Below are 18,579 nucleotides of genomic sequence, written 5' to 3' on the forward strand. Positions count from 1 at the left end.
GCCCGGCCACGTCCAGCAAACCTTGGCGGCTGGCCTTAAAATCGGCCTGAACCGCTTTGAATCGAACCGCGCCTGGGCAGCTCATCTGACTGCGCCTCACGCGCCGCATGACGAAAGACACTATGGATATCGACCAGTACATGACCGACCTCGGCCGCCGCGCCCGCAACGCTTCGCGCGCGATGGCACGAGCCACGACGGCCGCGAAGAACGCGGCGCTCGAAGCGGTGGCGCAAGCCATCGAGCGCGACGCGCAGCAGTTGAAGGATGCGAACGCACGCGACCTCGCACGTGCGAAGGAAAAGCGCCACGACGCGGCGTTCATCGACCGTCTCACGCTGTCGGACAAGGCGCTCAAGACGATGGTGGAAGGCCTGCGCCAGGTGATGGCGCTGCCCGACCCGATCGGCGAAATCAGCAACCTCAAGTTCCGCCCGAGCGGCATTCAGGTGGGGCAGATGCGCGTGCCGCTGGGCGTGATCGGCATCATCTACGAATCGCGGCCGAACGTGACGATCGACGCTGCCGCGTTGTGCCTGAAGTCGGGCAACGCGACGATTCTGCGCGGCGGCTCCGAGGCGCTCGAATGCAATACGGCGCTTGCGAAGCTGATCGGCGAAGGGCTGGCTGCGGCGGGATTGCCACAGGATGCGGTGCAAGTGGTCGAGACTGCCGACCGCGCGGCCGTGGGCAAGCTCATCACGATGACGGAATTCGTGGACGTGATCGTTCCGCGCGGCGGCAAGAGCCTGATCGAGCGCCTGATGGCAGAGGCGCGCGTGCCGATGATCAAGCACCTGGACGGCATCTGCCATGTGTACGTGGACGACCGCGCCGATCTCGCGAAGGCGCTGACCGTGTGCGACAACGCCAAGACGCACCGCTACGGCACCTGCAACACGATGGAGACGCTGCTCGTGGCGCGCGGCATTGCGCACGACGTGCTGCCGCCGCTTGGCCGCCTGTATCGCGAGAAGGAAGTCGAACTGCGCGTGGATGCTGCGGCGCGCGCGATTCTCGCCGACGCGGGCGTAGGTCCGCTCGTGGACGCGATCGAAGAGGACTGGCGTACCGAGTATCTTGCGCCGGTGCTGGCGGTGAAGGTGGTCGACACGCTCGACGACGCGATCGAGCACATCAACGCCTACGGCTCGCACCACACCGACGCGATCGTTACCGAAGACCACGACCGCGCCATGCGCTTTCTGCGCGAAGTCGACTCGGCGAGCGTGATGGTGAACGCCTCGACGCGCTTCGCCGACGGCTTCGAGTTCGGCCTCGGTGCGGAGATCGGCATTTCGAACGACAAGCTGCATGCGCGCGGCCCGGTCGGCCTGGAAGGGCTGACCTCGTTGAAGTACGTCGTGCTCGGCCACGGCGAAGGCCGTCAATAGTCACGCATCGCACGGGGCGGCGCACGGCGTAGCGCCCCGCCTCGTTGCAAATTCGCTCACAAAGAAGAAAAAATAATGTCGATGCTTTGGGTCAAGACGTTTCACATCGTGCTGATCGCCTCGTGGTTCGCGGGCCTGTTCTACCTGCCGCGCATCTTCGTGAATCTCGCGATGGAAACCGAGCCTGCGGCCGTCAAGCGCCTGCTCATCATGGCGCGCAAGCTCTACCGCTTCATGACGATGATCGCCGTGCCCGCGCTGCTATGCGGACTGTGGCTGTGGCTCGTGGTGGGCATTGGCCGCGGCCAGGGCTGGATCCACGCGAAAGTGGGCGTGGTGTTGCTGCTCATCGTCTATCACGCGTACTGCGGACGTTTGCTCAAGACCTTCGAGCGCGGCGAAAACCGCCGCTCCGACAAGTGGTATCGCATGTTCAACGAGCTTCCCGTGCTCGGCATGCTGGCTGCGGTGGCGCTGGCTGTCATCAAGCCGTTCTGAATCACTGACGCACTTACGCCGCCACCGCGGCGCGTAATTCAGCTTTTTCCCGCGCGCGGGCGCCGTCAGATAGCGCCCGCTGTCTCGCGGCGCATGCGGGCCGCTACGACACGCCAGCTGTACGCCTGCTTCACGAGCACGTCAGTGAAGCGATACTCGATCGCCTCCAGGCCTGCCGCAGGTGTGTAACCGTTGATGCCGCTCGCCACGGCGATATTGTCGAGCATCTGCAAACCCGCGTCGCTCAGTACGTGCGCCCCCGGTATCCGATAAATCTCGGCGGATAGCCTGAAGTTTAATATTTATTGAAAAGTACCTGACAATTGCGGATGCAATTGGGATTGATTTGTAGGATTTCTTAAAAGCCGTAGGAGATTTTTTTCGTATAAAGACAAGGGCTGTTTTTCTGTAATTCGATTCCGTGTAATTGGCGAAAATAAATGGAAATTTCCTGCTGCCTCTGCTGTTCTTATCTCGACCTTTGAGAACATTGCTGACCCCTGCGAACTGTCGCTATTGCCTTTTCTGATTGTGTGCCTCGGCCCTTTTTCATCGACCTTTTCGCTTTAAGAGTTCTCTTATTCTCCCTGTGACTTCGAATTCGTAAAGTTGCTCCTGTAATCGCATATTGGTCCGATAAATCTGTAGGGAATCCCTCAGTTGTCGGAATTATCGAGCCATGGCGTGTTCGACGCAGATGGTTGGCTTTAATGGGCCAGATGATTTTCTTTATAGAAGGAAATTGCCGACAGATTGCCGCGCGCATCGGGTTGTGACGCCTGCGGATATCACTCGGTCGGTACTCCCTCGATTCACCAGGGCCAGGAATGAACAGGACATACAAATCAGTCTGGAACGAGATCACAAGAACTTGGGTTGCAGCGGCGGAAAACGCAAAAGGCAAGCGCAAGGGCAAGGGCAACGTGAAGGCGATGGTGATTGCCGTCGCGGTGCTGGGCGTGGCCAGTCAGGCGCACGCCTAAGTCGCCGGCGGGAGTGGCAACACTGCCCCGAACGACAGTGGCATTGACTCGAACCTTGCGATTGGCTCGAACGCCTATGCGGCTGACACATCAAGTACGTATCGGCACAGCCAACTTCCAGGGCTATCAAGCAGTGGCGCTCAGCGCATCGGCGCGCATCACACAGAACCTCAAGGTGAAAGTGGGCGGCGGTTATGCATCGGCAGGCGGTGCCACGGTCGGCGGCGGTATGTCGTACCAGTGGTAAGCGTCTGAGGCTCAATCGGTTGCGGTGTGGGCCGAAATGCAAAGCGGACTCCCGAGGGAGTCCGCTTTTTTGTTGGGCGCCTTCTGGTCCGCCGTTAGCCAATCGGGTCCAGCCTTCTTCGCGCGATGATTTCCTTCGCATCTGCGAGTTTCTCAGCCAGCTCCGGACCGCGCTGCAGCGCCACCCCCACCGCGAGTATGTCGCCGATCGCGAGATGCGAAGTCCGCGACGTCATCGGGGAGAAGACGTCGGTGTCTTCGTCGACATTCGCGTGCAGGCCGACGCTCGCCAGGCGCGCGAGCGGCGACGTGCCATGCGTGATGGCGATTACCTTTGCGCCGCGATCGAGCGCCGTGCGCGCGGCATCCACGATGTCGCGCGTGCGCCCCGTGTTCGAGATCGCCACCACGACATCGCCGGGGCCGAGCAGCGCCGCCGACATCAGAAACGTTTGTGGGTCCGAATACGCGACGCTAGGCATGCCAAGGCGAAAGAATTTGTGCTGCATGTCCTGTGCAGCGATGCCCGAGCCACCCGCACCATAGAACTCGATACGCGCCGCGTGCGCGAGCAGGCCAATCGCCGCGGCGAGCGAGTCCGTCGAGAGATTGTTGCGCACCTGCAGGAGCGCGCCAATGGTGCGGTCGAGCACCTTGGCCGCGACGCCCGGTACCGGCTCGTCCGGGCTCACATCGCGGTAGACGGCCGGATGTTCTGAGGGCAGATCCGCGGCAACGGCCTGCGCGAGGCGAATCTTGAACTCCCGGAATCCGGAAAATCCCAACGCATGGCAAAACCGCGCGATGGTCGGCTGGCTCACGCCTGCGCGCTCGGCAACCTCGGTCATCGACAGATCGAGCACCTCGCGAGGCGCCTGAATCACGTAATCGGCGAGCTTGCGCTCCGAAGGGCGCAATTGCTCGCGCATGGCTTTCACCTGGGACAGCAGCATCAGGAAACTCGCACTATGCTGAAAGATCCGTGGACTATAACGGATCGGACGTTATGTACAAAAACTACAGGATCGACGTTTGCTCCTTTTCAGTTCCTGCGCGCATCAACGCGCAAGGCCTGTAAATAATGAGACTAGGCGGTCGTTTACCGTCGCGCTCCCAGGGTCTTACCGGGATTGTCGTCGTGTAGTTTTTCTACTAACATCGCGCCATCGCTGTCTGGTGCGCCCACGGGCGCGCCTGATCTGGCCCCGAGCGTCCCCGCCGTGACAAGAAGGAAGGAGATTCGATGGTTTCCCTGCATTCTCAATTGATGAAGGTCACGCAGCGCGTGATCGAGCGCAGCAAGCCCACGCGCGAGGCCTATCTGGCGCGCATCGCGGCGGCTCAGGACCGGTTCCCGGCGCGCGGCGCGCTCTCATGCGCGAATCTTGCCCACGGTTTCGCCGGCCTCGAGGGGCGCGACAAGATCTCGATCAAGTCGATTCGCGAGCCCAATATCGGCATCGTCTCGGCATACAACGAGATGCTCTCGGCTCACGCGCCTTACAAGGATTTCCCCGACATCATCAAGAAGGCGGCCCGCGAAGGCGGCGGCGTCGCGCAGTTCGCGGGCGGCGTGCCGGCGATGTGCGATGGCGTCACGCAAGGCAACGCCGGCATGGAGCTGTCGCTCTTTTCGCGTGAAGTGATCGCGATGAGCACGGCCGTCGCGCTCACGCACAACATGTTCGATGCGGCGCTGTGCCTGGGCGTGTGCGACAAGATCGTCCCGGGCCTCCTGATCGGCGCGCTGCAATTCGGCCACCTGCCGACCATTTTCGTGCCCGCCGGCCCGATGACGAGCGGCATCACGAACGACGACAAGGCCAAGGTGCGCCAGCAGTTCGCCACGGGCCAGTGCGACCGCGCGGCGCTGCTCGAATCGGAGGCCGCCGCGTATCACGGCCACGGCACCTGCACGTTCTACGGCACGGCCAACAGCAACCAGATGCTCATGGAGATCATGGGCCTGCATCTGCCGGGTTCGGCCTTCATCCATCCGCATACGCCGTTGCGCGACGAACTCACCGCTGCGGCGGCGCGCCGCGTGCTCGAGCTCACCGTCGAGCGCGGCCACTACACGCCGATCGGCCACGTGGTCGACGAGAAGGCCGTGATCAACGGCATCGTCGCGCTGATGGCGACGGGCGGCTCGACCAACCACACGCTGCACCTCGTGGCGATGGCGCGGGCGGCGGGCATCATCATCGACTGGAACGACTTCGACGTGCTGTCGGACGCCGTGCCGCTGCTCGCGCGTGTCTATCCGAACGGCAAGGCCGACGTGAACCATTTCCACGCGGCGGGCGGCATCGCCTTCCTCGTGCGCGAACTGCTCGACGGCGGGTTGCTGCACGAAGACGTGAATACCGTCGCGGGTCGTGGGCTGCGTCACTACACCGAGGAGCCGAAGCTCATCGACGGCAAGCTCACCTGGGTGCCGGCGGTCGAGAAGAGCGCCGACGAGACCGTGCTGCGTCCGCTGCCGACGCCGTTCCAGCCGGACGGTGGCCTGCGCCTGATGCAGGGGCGTCTGGGCCGCGGCGTCATCAAGGTTTCCGCGGTCGCGCCGGAGCGCCGCAAGGTGCGTGCGCCCGCCATCGTGTTCGATTCGCAGGAAGCCGTGCAGGAAGCGTTCGACCGCGGTGAACTCGAGCGCGATTTCGTGGCCGTCGTGCGCTTCCAGGGCGCGCGCGCGAATGGCATGCCGGAGCTGCACCGCCTCACGCCGTTGCTCGGCGTGCTGCAGGACAAGGGCTTTCACGTGGCGCTCGTGACTGACGGACGCATGTCGGGCGCGTCGGGCAAGGTGCCCGCAGTCATCCACGTTTCGCCGGAAACGCTGCTGCACGGCCCGATCGGCAAGGTGCGCGATGGCGATACGATCGTGATCGACGCGGTGGAGGGCGTGCTCGACATCGAAGTCGATGCTGCCGAGTGGGACGCCCGTCCGGTCGCGCAGCCCGCGCATCAGGAACTCAATGAAGTGGGCTTTGGCCGCGAGCTGTTCGGCGTGTTCCGCGCCACCGCCGCGCCGGCGGAGCTGGGCGCCACGGTGTTCGGTCCGCTCGTGGGCGAGCAGGCCGCGCCCGCACCGGCTGTTGCAACCGTGCATGCGCCGGCCCACGCCGCGAACTCAATTCATCATCAAGGAGCCTGAACATGGCAAATCGCACAGTCGCCGACATCGTTCGCCTCGGTCCCGTCATCCCGGTGCTCGCGTTCGATACGCCGGAGCAGGGCGAGCACGTTTCCCGCGCGCTCCATGCGGGCGGCGTGAAGGTGCTCGAAATCACGCTGCGCACGAAGGCCGGCCTCGAAGCGATCGAGCGCGCCGCGAAGATCGCGCCGGACATCGTCGTGGGCGTGGGTACGATCACGAAGCCTGAGCACTGCGCGCTCGCGAAGCAGGCCGGCGCACAGTTTGGCGTTTCGCCGGGCCTCACGCGCGAGATCCATCAGGCTTCGCTCGACGCGGGCCTGCCGCTGCTGCCGGGCGTGATGACGCCGACCGATATCATCGTCGCGATGGAACTGGGCTACGAGATCGTCAAGTTCTTCCCGGCGGTTCCGGCCGGTGGCCTGAACATGCTGCAGGCCTTCCACGGCCCGTTCCCGACGCTGAAGTTCTGCCCGACGGGCGGTATCAGCGCCGAATCCGCGCCGACCTTCCTCGCGTTGCCCAACGTGGTCTGCGTGGGCGGTTCGTGGCTCACGCCGAAGGCCGCCATCGCCGCGCAGAACTGGGACGAAGTCACGCGCCTTGCGCACGCCGCGAGCGAGCTGTCGCGTCCGGTGCGCTAAAAGAACGCGTCTCTTTGATGCGCTGACGCGCGCCGCATGCTGCGGCGCAACGAAGACCGGAATGCCGCGCCCCTTGGGTACGAGAGGCGTGCAACGAGCCGCGCAAACGGCGCCTTTCAGGCGCGCGCTTTGCGCGGCTCGCGTGTCTTTCAAGCACGCTGCACCAAAAGTCGTTATAAGCTCTACAATCCCCGGCCCGGCGACGGCCGGCTTTTGTCCCGCGCGCGCCGCTGCGGCGCTCATCCGTCGCCGCACAGGGCAAAAGGACTTCGAACAACTACCTGGAGAGGAGCCTCATGGGAGTGGCCCACGGCAGCATGCTGCTGATTTACGCGCTCGTCGCGATCGCCGCGCTGATCCTGCTGATCACGCGCTTCAAGGTTTATCCGTTTCTCGTCCTGATCATCGTTTCGCTGCTGCTCGGCCTCGCCGTCGGCATGCCGATGGATCAGATCGTCAAGTCGTTCGAAACCGGCAACGGCAACACGCTCGGCCACATCGCCATCGTGGTGGGCCTTGGCACGATGCTCGGCAAGATGATGGCGGAGTCGGGCGGCGCCGAGCGCGTTGCCACGACGCTCATTCGCTGGTTCGGCGAGAAGAACATTCACTGGGCCATGATGGTCGTTGCGATCATCGTCGGCCTGCCGGTGTTCTTCGAAGTCGGCTTCGTGCTGCTCATTCCGATTGCGTTCAACGTCGCCAAGCGCACGGGCAAGTCGCTGCTGCTGATCGGCCTGCCGATGGTGGCGGGCCTTTCGGTCGTGCACGGGCTGATTCCACCGCACCCGGCCGCACTTCTCGCCGTGCAGGCGTATCACGCCGACATCGGCAAGACCATCGCTTACGGCCTGATGGTGGGCGTGCCCACGGCGATCATCGCCGGGCCGCTTTTCGCGCTCTTCATTCACCGCTACATCAAGCTGCCCGAGAGCAATCCGCTTTCCGAGCAGTTCGTGAGCAAGGCCGACCCCAAGCCCGATAGCGAGCTGCCGGGCTTCGGCGTCACGCTCTTCACGATCCTGCTGCCCGTGATCCTCATGCTGATCGGCAGCTGGGCCGATCTCGTGTTCGAGCCGAAAACGTTGCCGAACAACTTGTTGCACTTTATCGGCACCTCGGACGTCGCGCTGCTGATCGCCGTGCTGGTAAGCTTCTGGACCTTCGGCGCGCAACGCGGCTTCACGCGCGAGCAGATCCAGAAGTTCTGCGGCGACTGTCTCGCGCCGATCGCGGGCATCACGCTGATCGTGGGCGCGGGCGGCGGCTTTGGCCGCGTGCTGATGGACAGCGGCGTGTCGAAGCAGATCGTCGAGCTGGCGCAGAACGAACATCTGTCGCCGCTGCTGCTCGGCTGGCTCGTCGCCGCGCTGATCCGTCTCGCCACGGGCTCGGCCACGGTCGCCATGACCACGGCCTGCGGCATCGTCGCGCCGATCGCGTCGGCCAGCGCCATGACCGTGAAGCCGGAGCTGCTCGTGCTCGCCACGGGCTCGGGCTCGCTGATCTTCTCGCACGTCAACGACGGCGGATTCTGGCTGATCAAGGAGTATTTCGGCATGAGCGTCGTGCAGACGTTCAAGACATGGTCACTACTGGAGACCATTATTTCGCTGCTGGGCCTCGGGCTTACCTTCGCCCTCGCAGCGGTGGTGTAACGCGCAACTATGTTGCATGGGACCGGAGTCAGCGCTAAAGCGCTCACTCCGTTCGACAGGAGCAGTAAATGATTTTGATAGCGATGGGCGTGTCGGGCGCAGGCAAGACACGCATCGGCGAATTGCTCGCCGAGCGCCTCAAGTGCACCTTCACCGACGGCGACGCCTTCCACAGCGAAGCCAACAAGAAGAAGATGCACGACGGCATTCCCCTCACCGACGACGACCGCTGGCCGTGGCTGCGTACGATTCGCGCGGCGATCGAGGAGAAGCAGCGCGCCCACGAAACGGCCGTGTTCACCTGCTCGTCGCTCAAGCGCTCGTATCGCGACGTCCTGCGCGGCAACGACCATGACGTGTGCTTCGTCTACCTGAAGGGCTCGTTCGAAGTGCTGCACGAGCGCCTCGCTTCGCGTACCGGACACTTCTTCGACCCGTCGCTGCTGCAAAGCCAGCTCGACACGCTCGAAGAGCCGGGCGCGGACGAGGCGATCGAGGTCAGCATCGAGCTCACGCCCGAGCAGATCGTCGACGAGGTGATGAAGCAGATGCAAACGCGCGGCAATCAGGCATCCTGATCTCGCGGCTATGTACGATCACGCGATCGTGCGGCGGTAAACGAAAAAGCGCTCGATTCGATCGAGCGCTTTTTTTATGGCCTTGCGATGTCGCGATTACGAAATGCGCTTCGCCAGTTCCGCCGCCTTGCCGACGTACGACGCAGGCGTCATCTCCAGCAGACGCTTCTTCGCGTCCTCAGGAATCGCCAGACCGTTCACGAACGTCTGCAGCGCTTCGCGCGTAATGCCCTTGCCGCGCGTGAGTTCCTTCAACTGCTCGTATGGGTTCTCGATGCCGTAGCGGCGCATGACCGTCTGCACCGGCTCGGCCAGCACTTCCCACGTGGCGTCGAGGTCGTCGTTCAGGCGCTGCGGGTTCACTTCGAGCTTGTCCAGACCGCGGATCAGCGCGTCGTACGCGAGCAGCGAATAGCCGAGTGCGACGCCGATGTTGCGCAGCACCGTCGAGTCGGTGAGGTCGCGCTGCCAGCGCGAGACGGGCAGCTTGTCGGCGAGGTGGCGCAGCGTGGCGTTCGCGAGGCCGAGGTTGCCTTCCGAGTTTTCGAAGTCGATCGGGTTGACCTTGTGCGGCATGGTCGACGAGCCGATTTCGCCGGCCTTCGTCTTCTGCTTGAAGTAGCCGAGCGAGATATAGCCCCAGACGTCGCGGTCGAGGTCGAGCAGGATCGTGTTCGCGCGCGCGACGGCGTCGAACAGTTCCGCCATGTAGTCGTGCGGCTCGATCTGGATCGTGTACGGGTTGAACGTGAGCTTCAGGCGCTGCTCGACGACTTCCTTCGAGAAGGCTTCCCAGTCGAATTCCGGATACGCCGAGAGATGCGCGTTGAAGTTGCCGACCGCGCCATTCATCTTGCCGAGCAGTTCGACCTTCTCGATGCGCTGGATCGCACGCGCGAGACGCGCCGCGACGTTGGCGATTTCCTTGCCGAGCGTCGTGGGACTGGCCGGCTGGCCGTGCGTGCGCGAGAGCATCGGCTGCTCGGCGTGCGTGTGCGCGAGCGCGACGAGACGCTGATGCACAGAGCGCAGCGCCGGCAGGATCACGTGCTCGCGTGCGCCCGCGAGCATCAGGCCGTGCGACGTGTTGTTGATGTCTTCCGAGGTGCAGGCGAAGTGGATGAATTCGCTTGCGCGCTCCAGTTCCGGCTGACCCTTCACCGACTCCTTGAGCCAGTACTCAACGGCCTTCACGTCGTGGTTCGTCACGCGCTCGATGTCCTTGATGCGCGCGGCGTCGTGCGCCGTGAAGTTTTCGGCGAGCTTGAGCAGGAATTGCTCCGAGGCTGCCGAAAAGCGCGGCACTTCCGCGAAACCGGCCTGCGAGAGCGCGATCAGCCAGTGGATTTCCACGGTCACGCGGTTGCGCATGAACGCGGCTTCCGAGAGCCAGTCGCGCAGCGCTTCGGTTTTCGAGGCGTAGCGGCCGTCGAGCGGGGAGAGCGCGTTGAGCGCGAAGAGGGTATCGGGACGAGTGTCGGACATGATGGGGACGTAACGTGGCGCGTTACGCTCAGTTGGCAGTCGGTTGCAGTCGGATTCGAGACCGCGGGAACCCGAGATTTTATCACCTTGCCGACAGTGGCCGAGGCCGACGCTGTCAGCAACGGCAAAGCGCCGGCCTGGGACGCACCCCGAGGGATTCAGTCGTATCGGCCTGTTAACGAGATGGCACGTTTTGAGACGGATATAGAGTGCCCTCACGTCAAAAGTTTGCGCTTAATCAAATACCTGCCGCCATGACTCCCGATGCTCCCATTCTCGCTACCGGCCAGGCCGCTGACCTGGTCGAAGCCGGTCTGGCTTGCCACCGCGTGGGCCGGATCGACGACGCCCACCTTACTATCAGTCCGCGCTCGCGGCGCACCCCGAAGATCCCGGCGCACTGCGCTATCTGGGCGTGATCGCGCTAGGCCACGACCAACTGCAGGAAGCCGCCGCGCTGATGGATCGCGCGCTCGCGCGGAAGCCTGACAGCGCCGAATATCTGGCCAACCGTGGCGTGGTCGCGCACCTCGCCGGCGCACTCGGCAAGCCCGTTTGGGTGCTGCTCGCCGCGCAGCCCGACTGGCGCTGGGGCAAGGATCGCGCCGATTCGGTCTGGTATCCGTCGGCGCGCGTGTTTCGCCAGTCCACGCTCGGCGACTGGCGCGGCGTGGTCGCCGAACTGGAAGCCGCGCTTTCCGGGGCTTCCCGCTAAGGCGCCCGGCCGGCGCGCCGCGCGAAATTCGCCTGCGGGCGCCCAGGCGTGAGCTCGCGGGCCTAGAATGCGGACTTCTCATCCGCTCGCTGGCCCCGCATGGAACTCAAATGGCTCGAAGACTTCGTTTCGCTCGCGGAGACGCATAGTTTCAGTCGCTCGGCCGAACTGCGCCACGTGACGCAGCCGGCTTTCTCGCGCCGCATCCAGGCGCTCGAAGCGTGGCTTGGCACCGAGTTGATCGATCGTTCGGTTTATCCAACGCGCCTCACGGCTGCGGGCCAGGTCTTCTACGAGCAGGCGCTCGCGATGCTTTCGCAGTTTCACGAGGCGCGCACCCTGTTGCGCGGCCACACGGCCACGCCCGCGGCGACGATCGAGTTCGCGGTGCCGCACACGCTTTCGCTCACGTACTTTCCGCGCTGGCTGCAGCGCATCGAGGCGAAGCTCGGCCGCATCCACACGCGCCTGCGCGCGCTGAACGTGCACGACGCCGTGCTGTCACTCGTGGAAGGCGGCTGCGACCTCGTGATGGGCTATCACCACCCGAGCCACCCCGTCACGCTCGACCCCGCGCGCTACGACACGCTGACGCTCGGCATCGAGTCGATCAGCCCGTACTCGGCGCCGCAGCGCGCGGGGCGTGCGCGTTACACGCTGCCCGGCACGCCCGATGCGCCCGCACCGTATCTCTCCTATACGCCGAACGCGTATCTCGGCCGCATGACCGAGGTGATCGTTGCCAACGCACCGGCGCGGCTCTATCTGGACCGCGTGTACGAAACGGACATGGCGGAAGGTCTCAAGGCGATGACGCTGGCGGGTCACGGCATCGCCTTCTTGCCGCACAGCGCGGTGGAAGACGCCGTGGCCCAGGGCGAACTGATCCGCCTCGACCGCGGCACGCGCGGCGTGCCGGAGGGCCAGTTCACGCTCGACATGGAGATCCGCCTCTATCGCGACAAGCTCGCGACGCAGGGCGACGATGCGCGCCAGGCGCTCGTGCGCGAACTGTGGGAGGCGGTCAGCGAGGAACTTGCGCAGGGCAGGCGCTGACGAAGCGCAAGCTGCACACACAACAGCCAGGCAAACAGTCAGGCTATTTCAGTCTGTAAGGCCTCAACACTAGCCGCGCGACACGTTTTTTCGACTTCGGGGATGTTATGCACGAAAAGCATAACGGGATGATCAAACGGCATTGGATTTCACGTGGGCGTTTTCTGACAATGGCACCACTTGTTCGATCGGAGCGTTCATGTCATCCCAACTGCAGTCGGTTCCTTCCTATCTCCACGCCGACGATCTCGGCCCCTGGGGCAACTATCTTCGTCAGGTCGACCGCGTGGCGCCGTATCTCGGCTCGCTCTCGCGCTGGCTCGAAACGCTCAAGCGTCCGAAGCGTATCCTGATCGTCGACTGCCCCATCGAACTCGATAACGGCACCGTCGCGCACTTCGAAGGCTATCGTGTCCAGCACAACGTTTCGCGTGGTCCCGGCAAGGGCGGCGTGCGTTATCACCAGGACGTTACGCTCTCCGAAGTAATGGCGCTGTCCGCGTGGATGTCGGTGAAGAACGCTGCAGTGAACGTGCCGTACGGCGGCGCGAAGGGCGGTATCCGCGTCGATCCGCGCACGCTGTCGCGTGGCGAGCTCGAGCGCGTGACGCGTCGCTACACCAGCGAAATCGGCATCATCATCGGACCGAACACCGACATTCCTGCGCCGGACGTCAACACGAACGAGCAGATCATGGCGTGGATGATGGACACCTACTCGATGAACCAGGGCCAGACGGCCACGGGCGTCGTGACGGGCAAGCCCATCTCGCTCGGCGGCTCGCTCGGCCGCCGCGAAGCCACCGGCCGCGGCGTGTTCGTGGTCGGCTGCGAGGCCGCACGCCGCACGGGTCTTTCGATCGACGGCGCACGCATTGCCGTGCAGGGCTTCGGCAACGTGGGCGGCATTGCCGCGCGCCTGTTCCAGGAAGCCGGCTCGAAGATCGTCGCAGTGCAGGACCATACCGGCTCGCTCTACAACTCGAGCGGCATGAGCGCGGAAGCGCTGCTCGAGCACGTCGCCAAGACGGGCGGCGTGGCAGGCTTCTCAGGCGCTGAAGTCATGGCGAACGACGAATTCTGGACCGTCGAAACCGACATTCTCATTCCGGCCGCGCTGGAAAACCAGATCACCGAGAAGAACGCGGGCAAGATCCGCACGAAGATCATCGTGGAAGGTGCGAACGGCCCGACCACGACGGCAGCCGACGACATCCTGCACGACAAGGGCGTGCTCGTGATCCCCGACGTGGTGGCGAACGCAGGCGGCGTGACCGTTTCGTACTTCGAGTGGGTGCAGGACTTCTCGAGCTTCTTCTGGACCGAGCACGAAATTAACGAACGTCTCGAACGCGTGATGCGCGAAGCCTTCACGGCCGTGTGGCAAGTGTCGAGCGAGCAGAAGGTCTCGATGCGTACCGCGGCGTTCATCGTGGCATGTAAGCGCATCCTGATGGCGCGCGAAATGCGCGGTTTGTATCCCTGATCGCACCCGGTCGGCAGGCGTCGCGACGCTGCACGCGGCGCCAGGCAAGGCGCGCAGCGAAGTGACGAATCCGTGACTGCACCGTGACAGGTTTTTGCGCTGCACATCAAGGCGCATAGAAGGCGGACGTCCTCCACAAGGGGGCGTCCGCTTTCGCACATTCAGGCGTTGCGCCAGGGTCACTCTTGATGCTTTCAAAAAAATTACTTTGATAAACTGGCGGCGGTTCTTGTACCGGAGAAAACAATGCAAATGAAAAAGACCGCCGCACTGCTCGCACTCCTTGGTTGCGTCGCCACCAGCGCTTTCGCGCAGGACGCGGGCACGCTCAAGAAGATCAAGGACACGGGCGTCATCTCGCTGGGGCACCGCGAGTCGTCCATTCCTTTTTCGTACTACGACGACAAGCAGAATGTGATCGGCTACTCGCAAGACTACGCGATGAAGATCGTCGAGGCCGTCAAGCAGAAGCTGAACATGCCTAACCTGAAGGTCAAGATGGTGCCCATCACGTCGCAGAACCGTATTCCGCTCGTGCAGAACGGCACGGTGGACATCGAATGCGGCTCGACCACGAACAATGCCGAACGTCAGCAGCAGGCCGCGTTCTCGAACACGATCTTCGTGATCGGCACGCGCCTCATGACAAAGAAGGATTCGGGCGTCAAGGACTTCGCCGACCTCAAGGGCAAGACCGTCGTGACGACGGCGGGCACGACGTCCGAGCGCCTGCTGCGCAAGATGAACCAGGACAAGAGCATGGGTATGAACATCATCAGCGCGAAGGACCACGGCGAGTCGTTCATGACGCTCTCCACGGGCCGCGCAGTGGCGTTCATGATGGACGACGCGCTGCTCGCGGGCGAGCGCGCCAAGTCGAACAATCCGGGCGACTTCGTGATCGTCGGCCAGCCGCAGTCGCGTGAAGCGTACGGCTGCATGATGCGCAAGAACGACCCCGAGTTCAAGAAGGTCGCCGACGACGCCATCGCCAAGGTCCAGACCTCGGGTGAAGGCGAAACGATCTACAAGAAGTGGTTCGAGTCGCCGATCCCGCCGAAGGGTCTCAACCTGAACTTCCCGATGAGCGAGGACATGAAAGCGCTGTTCAAGAACCCGAACGACAAGGCGATCGATTAACACGGCCCCGGCCGTTCGACCCGCATTTAGCGTTTAGCACGGAACGGAAGAAGCGCCGCTTCTTCCGTTCTTTTTCTTGGAGTCTCTTGATGTCCTATCACTGGAACTGGGGCATTCTGCTCAGCCCGGTCTCGACGGGCGAACCCACCACGTACCTCGGCTGGATCCTCTCCGGCCTCTGGGTGACGGTCTCGGTGTCGCTGTGCGCGTGGGTGATCGCGCTCATCGTCGGGTCGTTCTTCGGCGTGCTGCGCACGGTGCCGAACAGGTTTCTCGCGGGCGTCGGCACAGTTTATGTGGCGATCTTCCGCAATATTCCGCTTATCGCGCAGTTCTTCATCTGGTACTTCGTGCTGCCGGAAATCGTGCCGCAATCGATAGGCAATGCGTTCAAGCAATCGCCGCCGGGCGTGCAGTTCTTCTCGGCGTCGGTCGTGTGTCTCGGGCTCTTTACCGCGGCGCGTGTATGCGAACAGGTGCGCTCGGGCATCAACGCGCTGCCGCGCGGCCAGCGCGCAGCCGGCCTCGCCATGGGCTTCACGCAGTGGCAGACGTACCGCTATGTGCTGCTGCCGGTGGCGTACCGCATCATCGTGCCGCCGCTCACCTCGGAGTTCCTCAACATCTTCAAGAACTCGGCGGTCGCCTCGACGATCGGCCTGCTCGATTTGTCGGCCCAGGCGCGTCAGCTCGTCGACTACACGGCGCAGACCTATGAGTCGTTCATCGCCGTCACGCTCGCTTATGTGCTCATCAACCTCGTCGTCATGACGCTCATGCGCTGGGTCGAGGCGAAGTCGCGTCTGCCCGGCTACATCGGAGGCAAGTGATGCATCATTTCGACTGGAGCGGCATTCCGGGCGCGCTGCCCACGCTGTGGACAGGCGCGATCATCACGTTCAAGATCACGCTGTGCGCGATCGTGGTCGGCATTCTCTGGGGCACGCTGCTCGCGCTCATGCGGCTTTCCAGCGTGAAGCCGCTCGAATGGTTCGCCAAGGGCTACGTCACGGTCTTCCGCTCGATCCCGCTCGTGATGGTCCTGCTGTGGTTCTTCCTGATCGTGCCGCAGGTGCTGCAAAACGTGCTGGGCCTGTCGCCCGACATCGACATTCGCCTCGCGTCCGCGATGATCGCGTTCTCGCTGTTCGAGGCCGCGTATTATTCGGAGATCATTCGTGCGGGCATTCAGGCGGTGCCGCGCGGGCAGGTGAACGCTGCATTCGCGCTCGGCATGCGCTACGGCCGGGCCATGCAATACGTAGTGCTGCCGCAGGCGTTCCGCGCGATGGTGCCGCTGTTGCTTACGCAGGCCATCGTGCTGTTTCAGGACACCTCGCTCGTGTACGTGATCAGCCTCGCCGACTTCTTCCGCACATCCACCAATATCGGCGACCGTGACGGGACGATGGTCGAGATGGTACTGTTCGCGGGCGCGTGTTATTTCGTGATTTGCGTGATCGCGTCGAGCCTCGTGAAAGGTCTTCAGAAAAAGGTCGCAAGATGATTTCAATTAAGAACGTTTCGAAGTGGTACGGCCAGTTCCAGGTGCTGACCGACTGCACGACGGAAGTGAAGAAGGGCGAGGTGGTGGTGGTGTGCGGGCCCTCGGGCTCGGGCAAGTCCACGCTCATCAAGACCGTCAACGGGCTCGAACCGTTCCAGCAGGGCGAGATTCTCGTGAACGGCGAGTCGGTGGGCGACAAACGCACCAACCTCTCGAAGCTGCGCTCGAAGGTGGGCATGGTGTTTCAGCACTTCGAGCTGTTCCCGCATCTGTCGATTACCGAGAATCTCACGCTCGCGCAGATCAAGGTGCTCGGCCGCGGCAAGGACGAGGCCACGCAAAAGGGCCTGAAACTGCTCGACCGCGTGGGCCTGCGTGCGCATGCCGACAAGTTCCCGGGTCAGCTCTCGGGCGGCCAGCAGCAGCGCGTGGCGATTGCACGCGCGTTGTCGATGGACCCCATCGCCATGCTGTTCGACGAGCCAACTTCGGCGCTCGACCCCGAGATGATCAACGAGGTGCTCGACGTGATGGTGGAGCTGGCCCAGGAAGGCATGACCATGATGTGCGTGACGCACGAAATGGGCTTTGCGAAGAAGGTCGCGCACCGCGTGATCTTCATGGACAAGGGCGCCATCGTCGAGGACGACCAGAAGGAAGCCTTCTTTGCGAGCCCGAAATCGGATCGTGCGAAGGACTTTCTGGCGAAGATCCTGCACTGAGGCTTCGTACGCTTCGAAAAAAAGCCGCGCTCGATGAGGCGCGGCTTTTTTGTTTTCGGCGTCGCCCGGCTTACTCGCCCCAGGTCTGCAGTGCGTCCACCGCTTCCGGGTCGATCTCGCGCGGCTGCCCGGCGCACGGTGCGCTGGCCGACGCGTCGAGCGACGGGTTGGCGAGCTTGTCGAGGACCGTTTGCGGCACCGGCACGCTTGTCCTGGCGATCACGTCGCCGTGCTGGAACATCAGCAGGTCGCCGGGAGCGAAGCGCGTCCAGACCTCGTTGTCGGTGAGCGGCGCGGTGGCGATCACGGCCACGCGGTCCTCGGGCGTCGTGTACTTGGCGAAGTCGATGGAGACATCGGCATCGACGAGATGGGCCGTCGAAAACGGCCAGCGTCGCACGAGATAGTAGAGATGCGTCGAGCAATGCGCGAACAGCGCCTGGCCGTTCGACATCAGGAAGTTGAAGACGCCGAACTGCGTGACCTCGCGCGTGAGCGACTCCAGCGCGGCGAACAGCTCGGCGAGCGGCGGCTGCGCACCGGGGAACGCCTTGCGCAAGCCTTGTAGCAGCAGGCAGAACGCGCGCTCGCTATCGGTCGTGCCAACCGGCTGGTAGACGCCCGACATCACCGGATTGAAGTCCTGAAGGTCGCCGTTGTGCGCGAAGATCCAGTGCCGGCCCCACAGCTCGCGCTGGAACGGATGACTGTTTTCGAGCGCGCAGTTGCCCTGCGTGGCCTTGCGGATGTGGGCGATGGTGTTGCGCGACTTGATGGGGTAGTGCTTGACCATCTCGGCGATCGGCGAACGTGCCGAGGCCTCGTTGTCGATGAAGAGGCGGCAGGCCTTGTCCTCGAAGAACGCGATACCCCAGCCGTCGGCGTGGTGATCGGTGGCGCCGCCGCGCGCCGCGAATCCTGTGAAGGAGAACGTGACGTCCGTCGGCGCGGCGCAATTCATTCCGAGAAGTTGGCACATGGTGCTGATGGTGCGTAATGCGACTGGGACGGCTGAGGCGGCGGCTGCAGTGGTAGGCGGGACCCGCCGTCGACCCGTTACAATGATGATTTTCCAAGCATATCACCGGCCTGCGGGTCGCCAATACGAAATTTGTCGGATGCATTGCAGGCCTGCATAGAAGGGCGCGTGCCGGGGGCGATGCAGCGCGGATTGTCGTGTGTACGCGACGGTGCGGGCAATGCACAGGTTGGATCGGCATCGATCGTCGCCGCGTTTTTCCCCGTGATATGCCCGGAATTTCCGGCAGCCTGAGCGCGTTTCAAGCGAACTTGCCGCCGTTCATTCATAC

The 18,579-nt window shown here is 63.4% G+C and carries 20 protein-coding genes; 15 read left to right on the forward strand and 5 right to left on the reverse strand.

The window, feature by feature from the left end:
• The first annotated feature begins 122 nt into the window (after positions 1–122).
• A complete protein-coding gene (locus tag AB4Y43_RS05765; RefSeq protein WP_368727287.1) occupies positions 123–1,394 on the forward strand; it encodes a glutamate-5-semialdehyde dehydrogenase in 1,272 nt (423 codons plus the stop codon).
• 75 nt (positions 1,395–1,469) lie between these two features.
• Complete coding sequence (locus AB4Y43_RS05770) at positions 1,470–1,892, forward strand: CopD family protein (protein WP_342950338.1); 423 nt, start codon at positions 1,470–1,472, stop codon at positions 1,890–1,892.
• Between the two features lie 65 nt (positions 1,893–1,957).
• On the opposite strand, the gene AB4Y43_RS05775 is transcribed toward AB4Y43_RS05770, so the two are convergent.
• Positions 1,958–2,119 (reverse strand): hypothetical protein, encoded by a 162-nt coding sequence (locus AB4Y43_RS05775; RefSeq protein WP_368727208.1) that lies wholly within the window; start codon positions 2,117–2,119, stop codon positions 1,958–1,960.
• Positions 2,120–2,719: 600 nt separating this feature from the next.
• Here AB4Y43_RS05775 and AB4Y43_RS05780 point away from each other — a divergent pair.
• Both AB4Y43_RS05780 and AB4Y43_RS05785 read left to right on the forward strand, forming a co-directional pair.
• Positions 2,720–2,875, forward strand: a complete 156-nt coding sequence (locus AB4Y43_RS05780) for an ESPR domain-containing protein (protein WP_368727209.1) — start codon at positions 2,720–2,722, stop codon at positions 2,873–2,875.
• 76 nt (positions 2,876–2,951) lie between these two features.
• Complete coding sequence (locus AB4Y43_RS05785; protein WP_368727210.1) at positions 2,952–3,122, forward strand: YadA C-terminal domain-containing protein; 171 nt, start codon at positions 2,952–2,954, stop codon at positions 3,120–3,122.
• A gap of 94 nt (positions 3,123–3,216) precedes the next feature.
• Here the strand turns inward: AB4Y43_RS05785 and AB4Y43_RS05790 are convergent, their stop codons facing one another.
• A complete protein-coding gene (locus tag AB4Y43_RS05790) occupies positions 3,217–4,074 on the reverse strand; it encodes a MurR/RpiR family transcriptional regulator (RefSeq protein ID WP_368616742.1) in 858 nt (285 codons plus the stop codon).
• A 290-nt stretch (positions 4,075–4,364) separates the two neighbouring features.
• Here AB4Y43_RS05790 and edd point away from each other — a divergent pair, with 290 nt between their 5' ends.
• The 4 genes from edd (at position 4,365) to AB4Y43_RS05810 (ending at position 9,158) form a co-directional block, all read left to right on the forward strand.
• A complete protein-coding gene (edd, locus tag AB4Y43_RS05795; RefSeq protein WP_368727211.1) occupies positions 4,365–6,278 on the forward strand; it encodes a phosphogluconate dehydratase in 1,914 nt (637 codons plus the stop codon).
• 2 nt (positions 6,279–6,280) lie between these two features.
• A complete protein-coding gene (gene eda / locus AB4Y43_RS05800; protein WP_069268430.1) occupies positions 6,281–6,922 on the forward strand; it encodes a bifunctional 4-hydroxy-2-oxoglutarate aldolase/2-dehydro-3-deoxy-phosphogluconate aldolase in 642 nt (213 codons plus the stop codon).
• 296 nt (positions 6,923–7,218) lie between these two features.
• On the forward strand, positions 7,219–8,580 hold the full coding sequence (locus AB4Y43_RS05805; protein WP_069268431.1) for a GntP family permease: 1,362 nt from the start codon (positions 7,219–7,221) through the stop codon (positions 8,578–8,580).
• A gap of 68 nt (positions 8,581–8,648) precedes the next feature.
• On the forward strand, positions 8,649–9,158 hold the full coding sequence (locus AB4Y43_RS05810) for a gluconokinase (protein WP_069268432.1): 510 nt from the start codon (positions 8,649–8,651) through the stop codon (positions 9,156–9,158).
• Between the two features lie 96 nt (positions 9,159–9,254).
• Here the strand turns inward: AB4Y43_RS05810 and purB are convergent, their stop codons facing one another.
• The gene (gene purB / locus AB4Y43_RS05815) at positions 9,255–10,643 is read right to left on the reverse strand and encodes an adenylosuccinate lyase (protein ID WP_069268433.1); all 1,389 of its coding nucleotides are present in this window, start codon (positions 10,641–10,643) and stop codon (positions 9,255–9,257) included.
• Between the two features lie 319 nt (positions 10,644–10,962).
• Here purB and AB4Y43_RS05820 point away from each other — a divergent pair, with 319 nt between their 5' ends.
• The 7 genes from AB4Y43_RS05820 to AB4Y43_RS05850 all read left to right on the forward strand — a co-directional run bounded on the left by AB4Y43_RS05820 (position 10,963) and on the right by AB4Y43_RS05850 (position 17,269).
• Complete coding sequence (locus AB4Y43_RS05820) at positions 10,963–11,358, forward strand: tetratricopeptide repeat protein (protein WP_368727212.1); 396 nt, start codon at positions 10,963–10,965, stop codon at positions 11,356–11,358.
• A 99-nt stretch (positions 11,359–11,457) separates the two neighbouring features.
• Entirely contained in the window at positions 11,458–12,414 is a 957-nt protein-coding gene (locus tag AB4Y43_RS05825) for a LysR family transcriptional regulator (RefSeq protein WP_069268435.1), read from the forward strand.
• Positions 12,415–12,613: 199 nt separating this feature from the next.
• Positions 12,614–13,900: a Glu/Leu/Phe/Val dehydrogenase gene (locus AB4Y43_RS05830; RefSeq protein ID WP_324140937.1), complete on the forward strand. Its 1,287-nt coding sequence runs from the start codon at positions 12,614–12,616 to the stop codon at positions 13,898–13,900.
• A gap of 246 nt (positions 13,901–14,146) precedes the next feature.
• Positions 14,147–15,040, forward strand: coding sequence for a glutamate/aspartate ABC transporter substrate-binding protein (locus AB4Y43_RS05835; RefSeq protein WP_069268436.1), 894 nt, complete (start codon positions 14,147–14,149; stop codon positions 15,038–15,040).
• Between the two features lie 89 nt (positions 15,041–15,129).
• The gene (locus AB4Y43_RS05840) at positions 15,130–15,870 is read left to right on the forward strand and encodes an amino acid ABC transporter permease (protein WP_069268437.1); all 741 of its coding nucleotides are present in this window, start codon (positions 15,130–15,132) and stop codon (positions 15,868–15,870) included.
• On the forward strand, positions 15,870–16,547 hold the full coding sequence (gltK, locus tag AB4Y43_RS05845; RefSeq protein WP_069268438.1) for a glutamate/aspartate ABC transporter permease GltK: 678 nt from the start codon (positions 15,870–15,872) through the stop codon (positions 16,545–16,547). The genes AB4Y43_RS05840 and gltK overlap by 1 nt, the downstream gene beginning before the upstream one ends.
• Complete coding sequence (locus AB4Y43_RS05850; RefSeq protein WP_028209421.1) at positions 16,544–17,269, forward strand: amino acid ABC transporter ATP-binding protein; 726 nt, start codon at positions 16,544–16,546, stop codon at positions 17,267–17,269. The genes gltK and AB4Y43_RS05850 overlap by 4 nt, the downstream gene beginning before the upstream one ends.
• A 70-nt stretch (positions 17,270–17,339) precedes the next feature.
• On the opposite strand, the gene AB4Y43_RS05855 is transcribed toward AB4Y43_RS05850, so the two are convergent.
• Both AB4Y43_RS05855 and AB4Y43_RS05860 read right to left on the reverse strand, forming a co-directional pair.
• Positions 17,340–18,248 carry a class II glutamine amidotransferase gene (locus AB4Y43_RS05855; protein ID WP_368727213.1) on the reverse strand — a complete coding sequence of 303 codons (909 nt, stop codon included), beginning with the start codon at positions 18,246–18,248 and terminating at the stop codon, positions 17,340–17,342.
• A gap of 77 nt (positions 18,249–18,325) precedes the next feature.
• The gene (locus AB4Y43_RS05860) at positions 18,326–18,577 is read right to left on the reverse strand and encodes a hypothetical protein (RefSeq protein ID WP_141710879.1); all 252 of its coding nucleotides are present in this window, start codon (positions 18,575–18,577) and stop codon (positions 18,326–18,328) included.
• Positions 18,578–18,579 lie beyond the last annotated feature (2 nt).

The sequence above is a fragment of the Paraburkholderia sp. BR10872 genome, from assembly GCF_040965835.1.
Classification (GTDB): domain Bacteria; phylum Pseudomonadota; class Gammaproteobacteria; order Burkholderiales; family Burkholderiaceae; genus Paraburkholderia; species Paraburkholderia nodosa_A.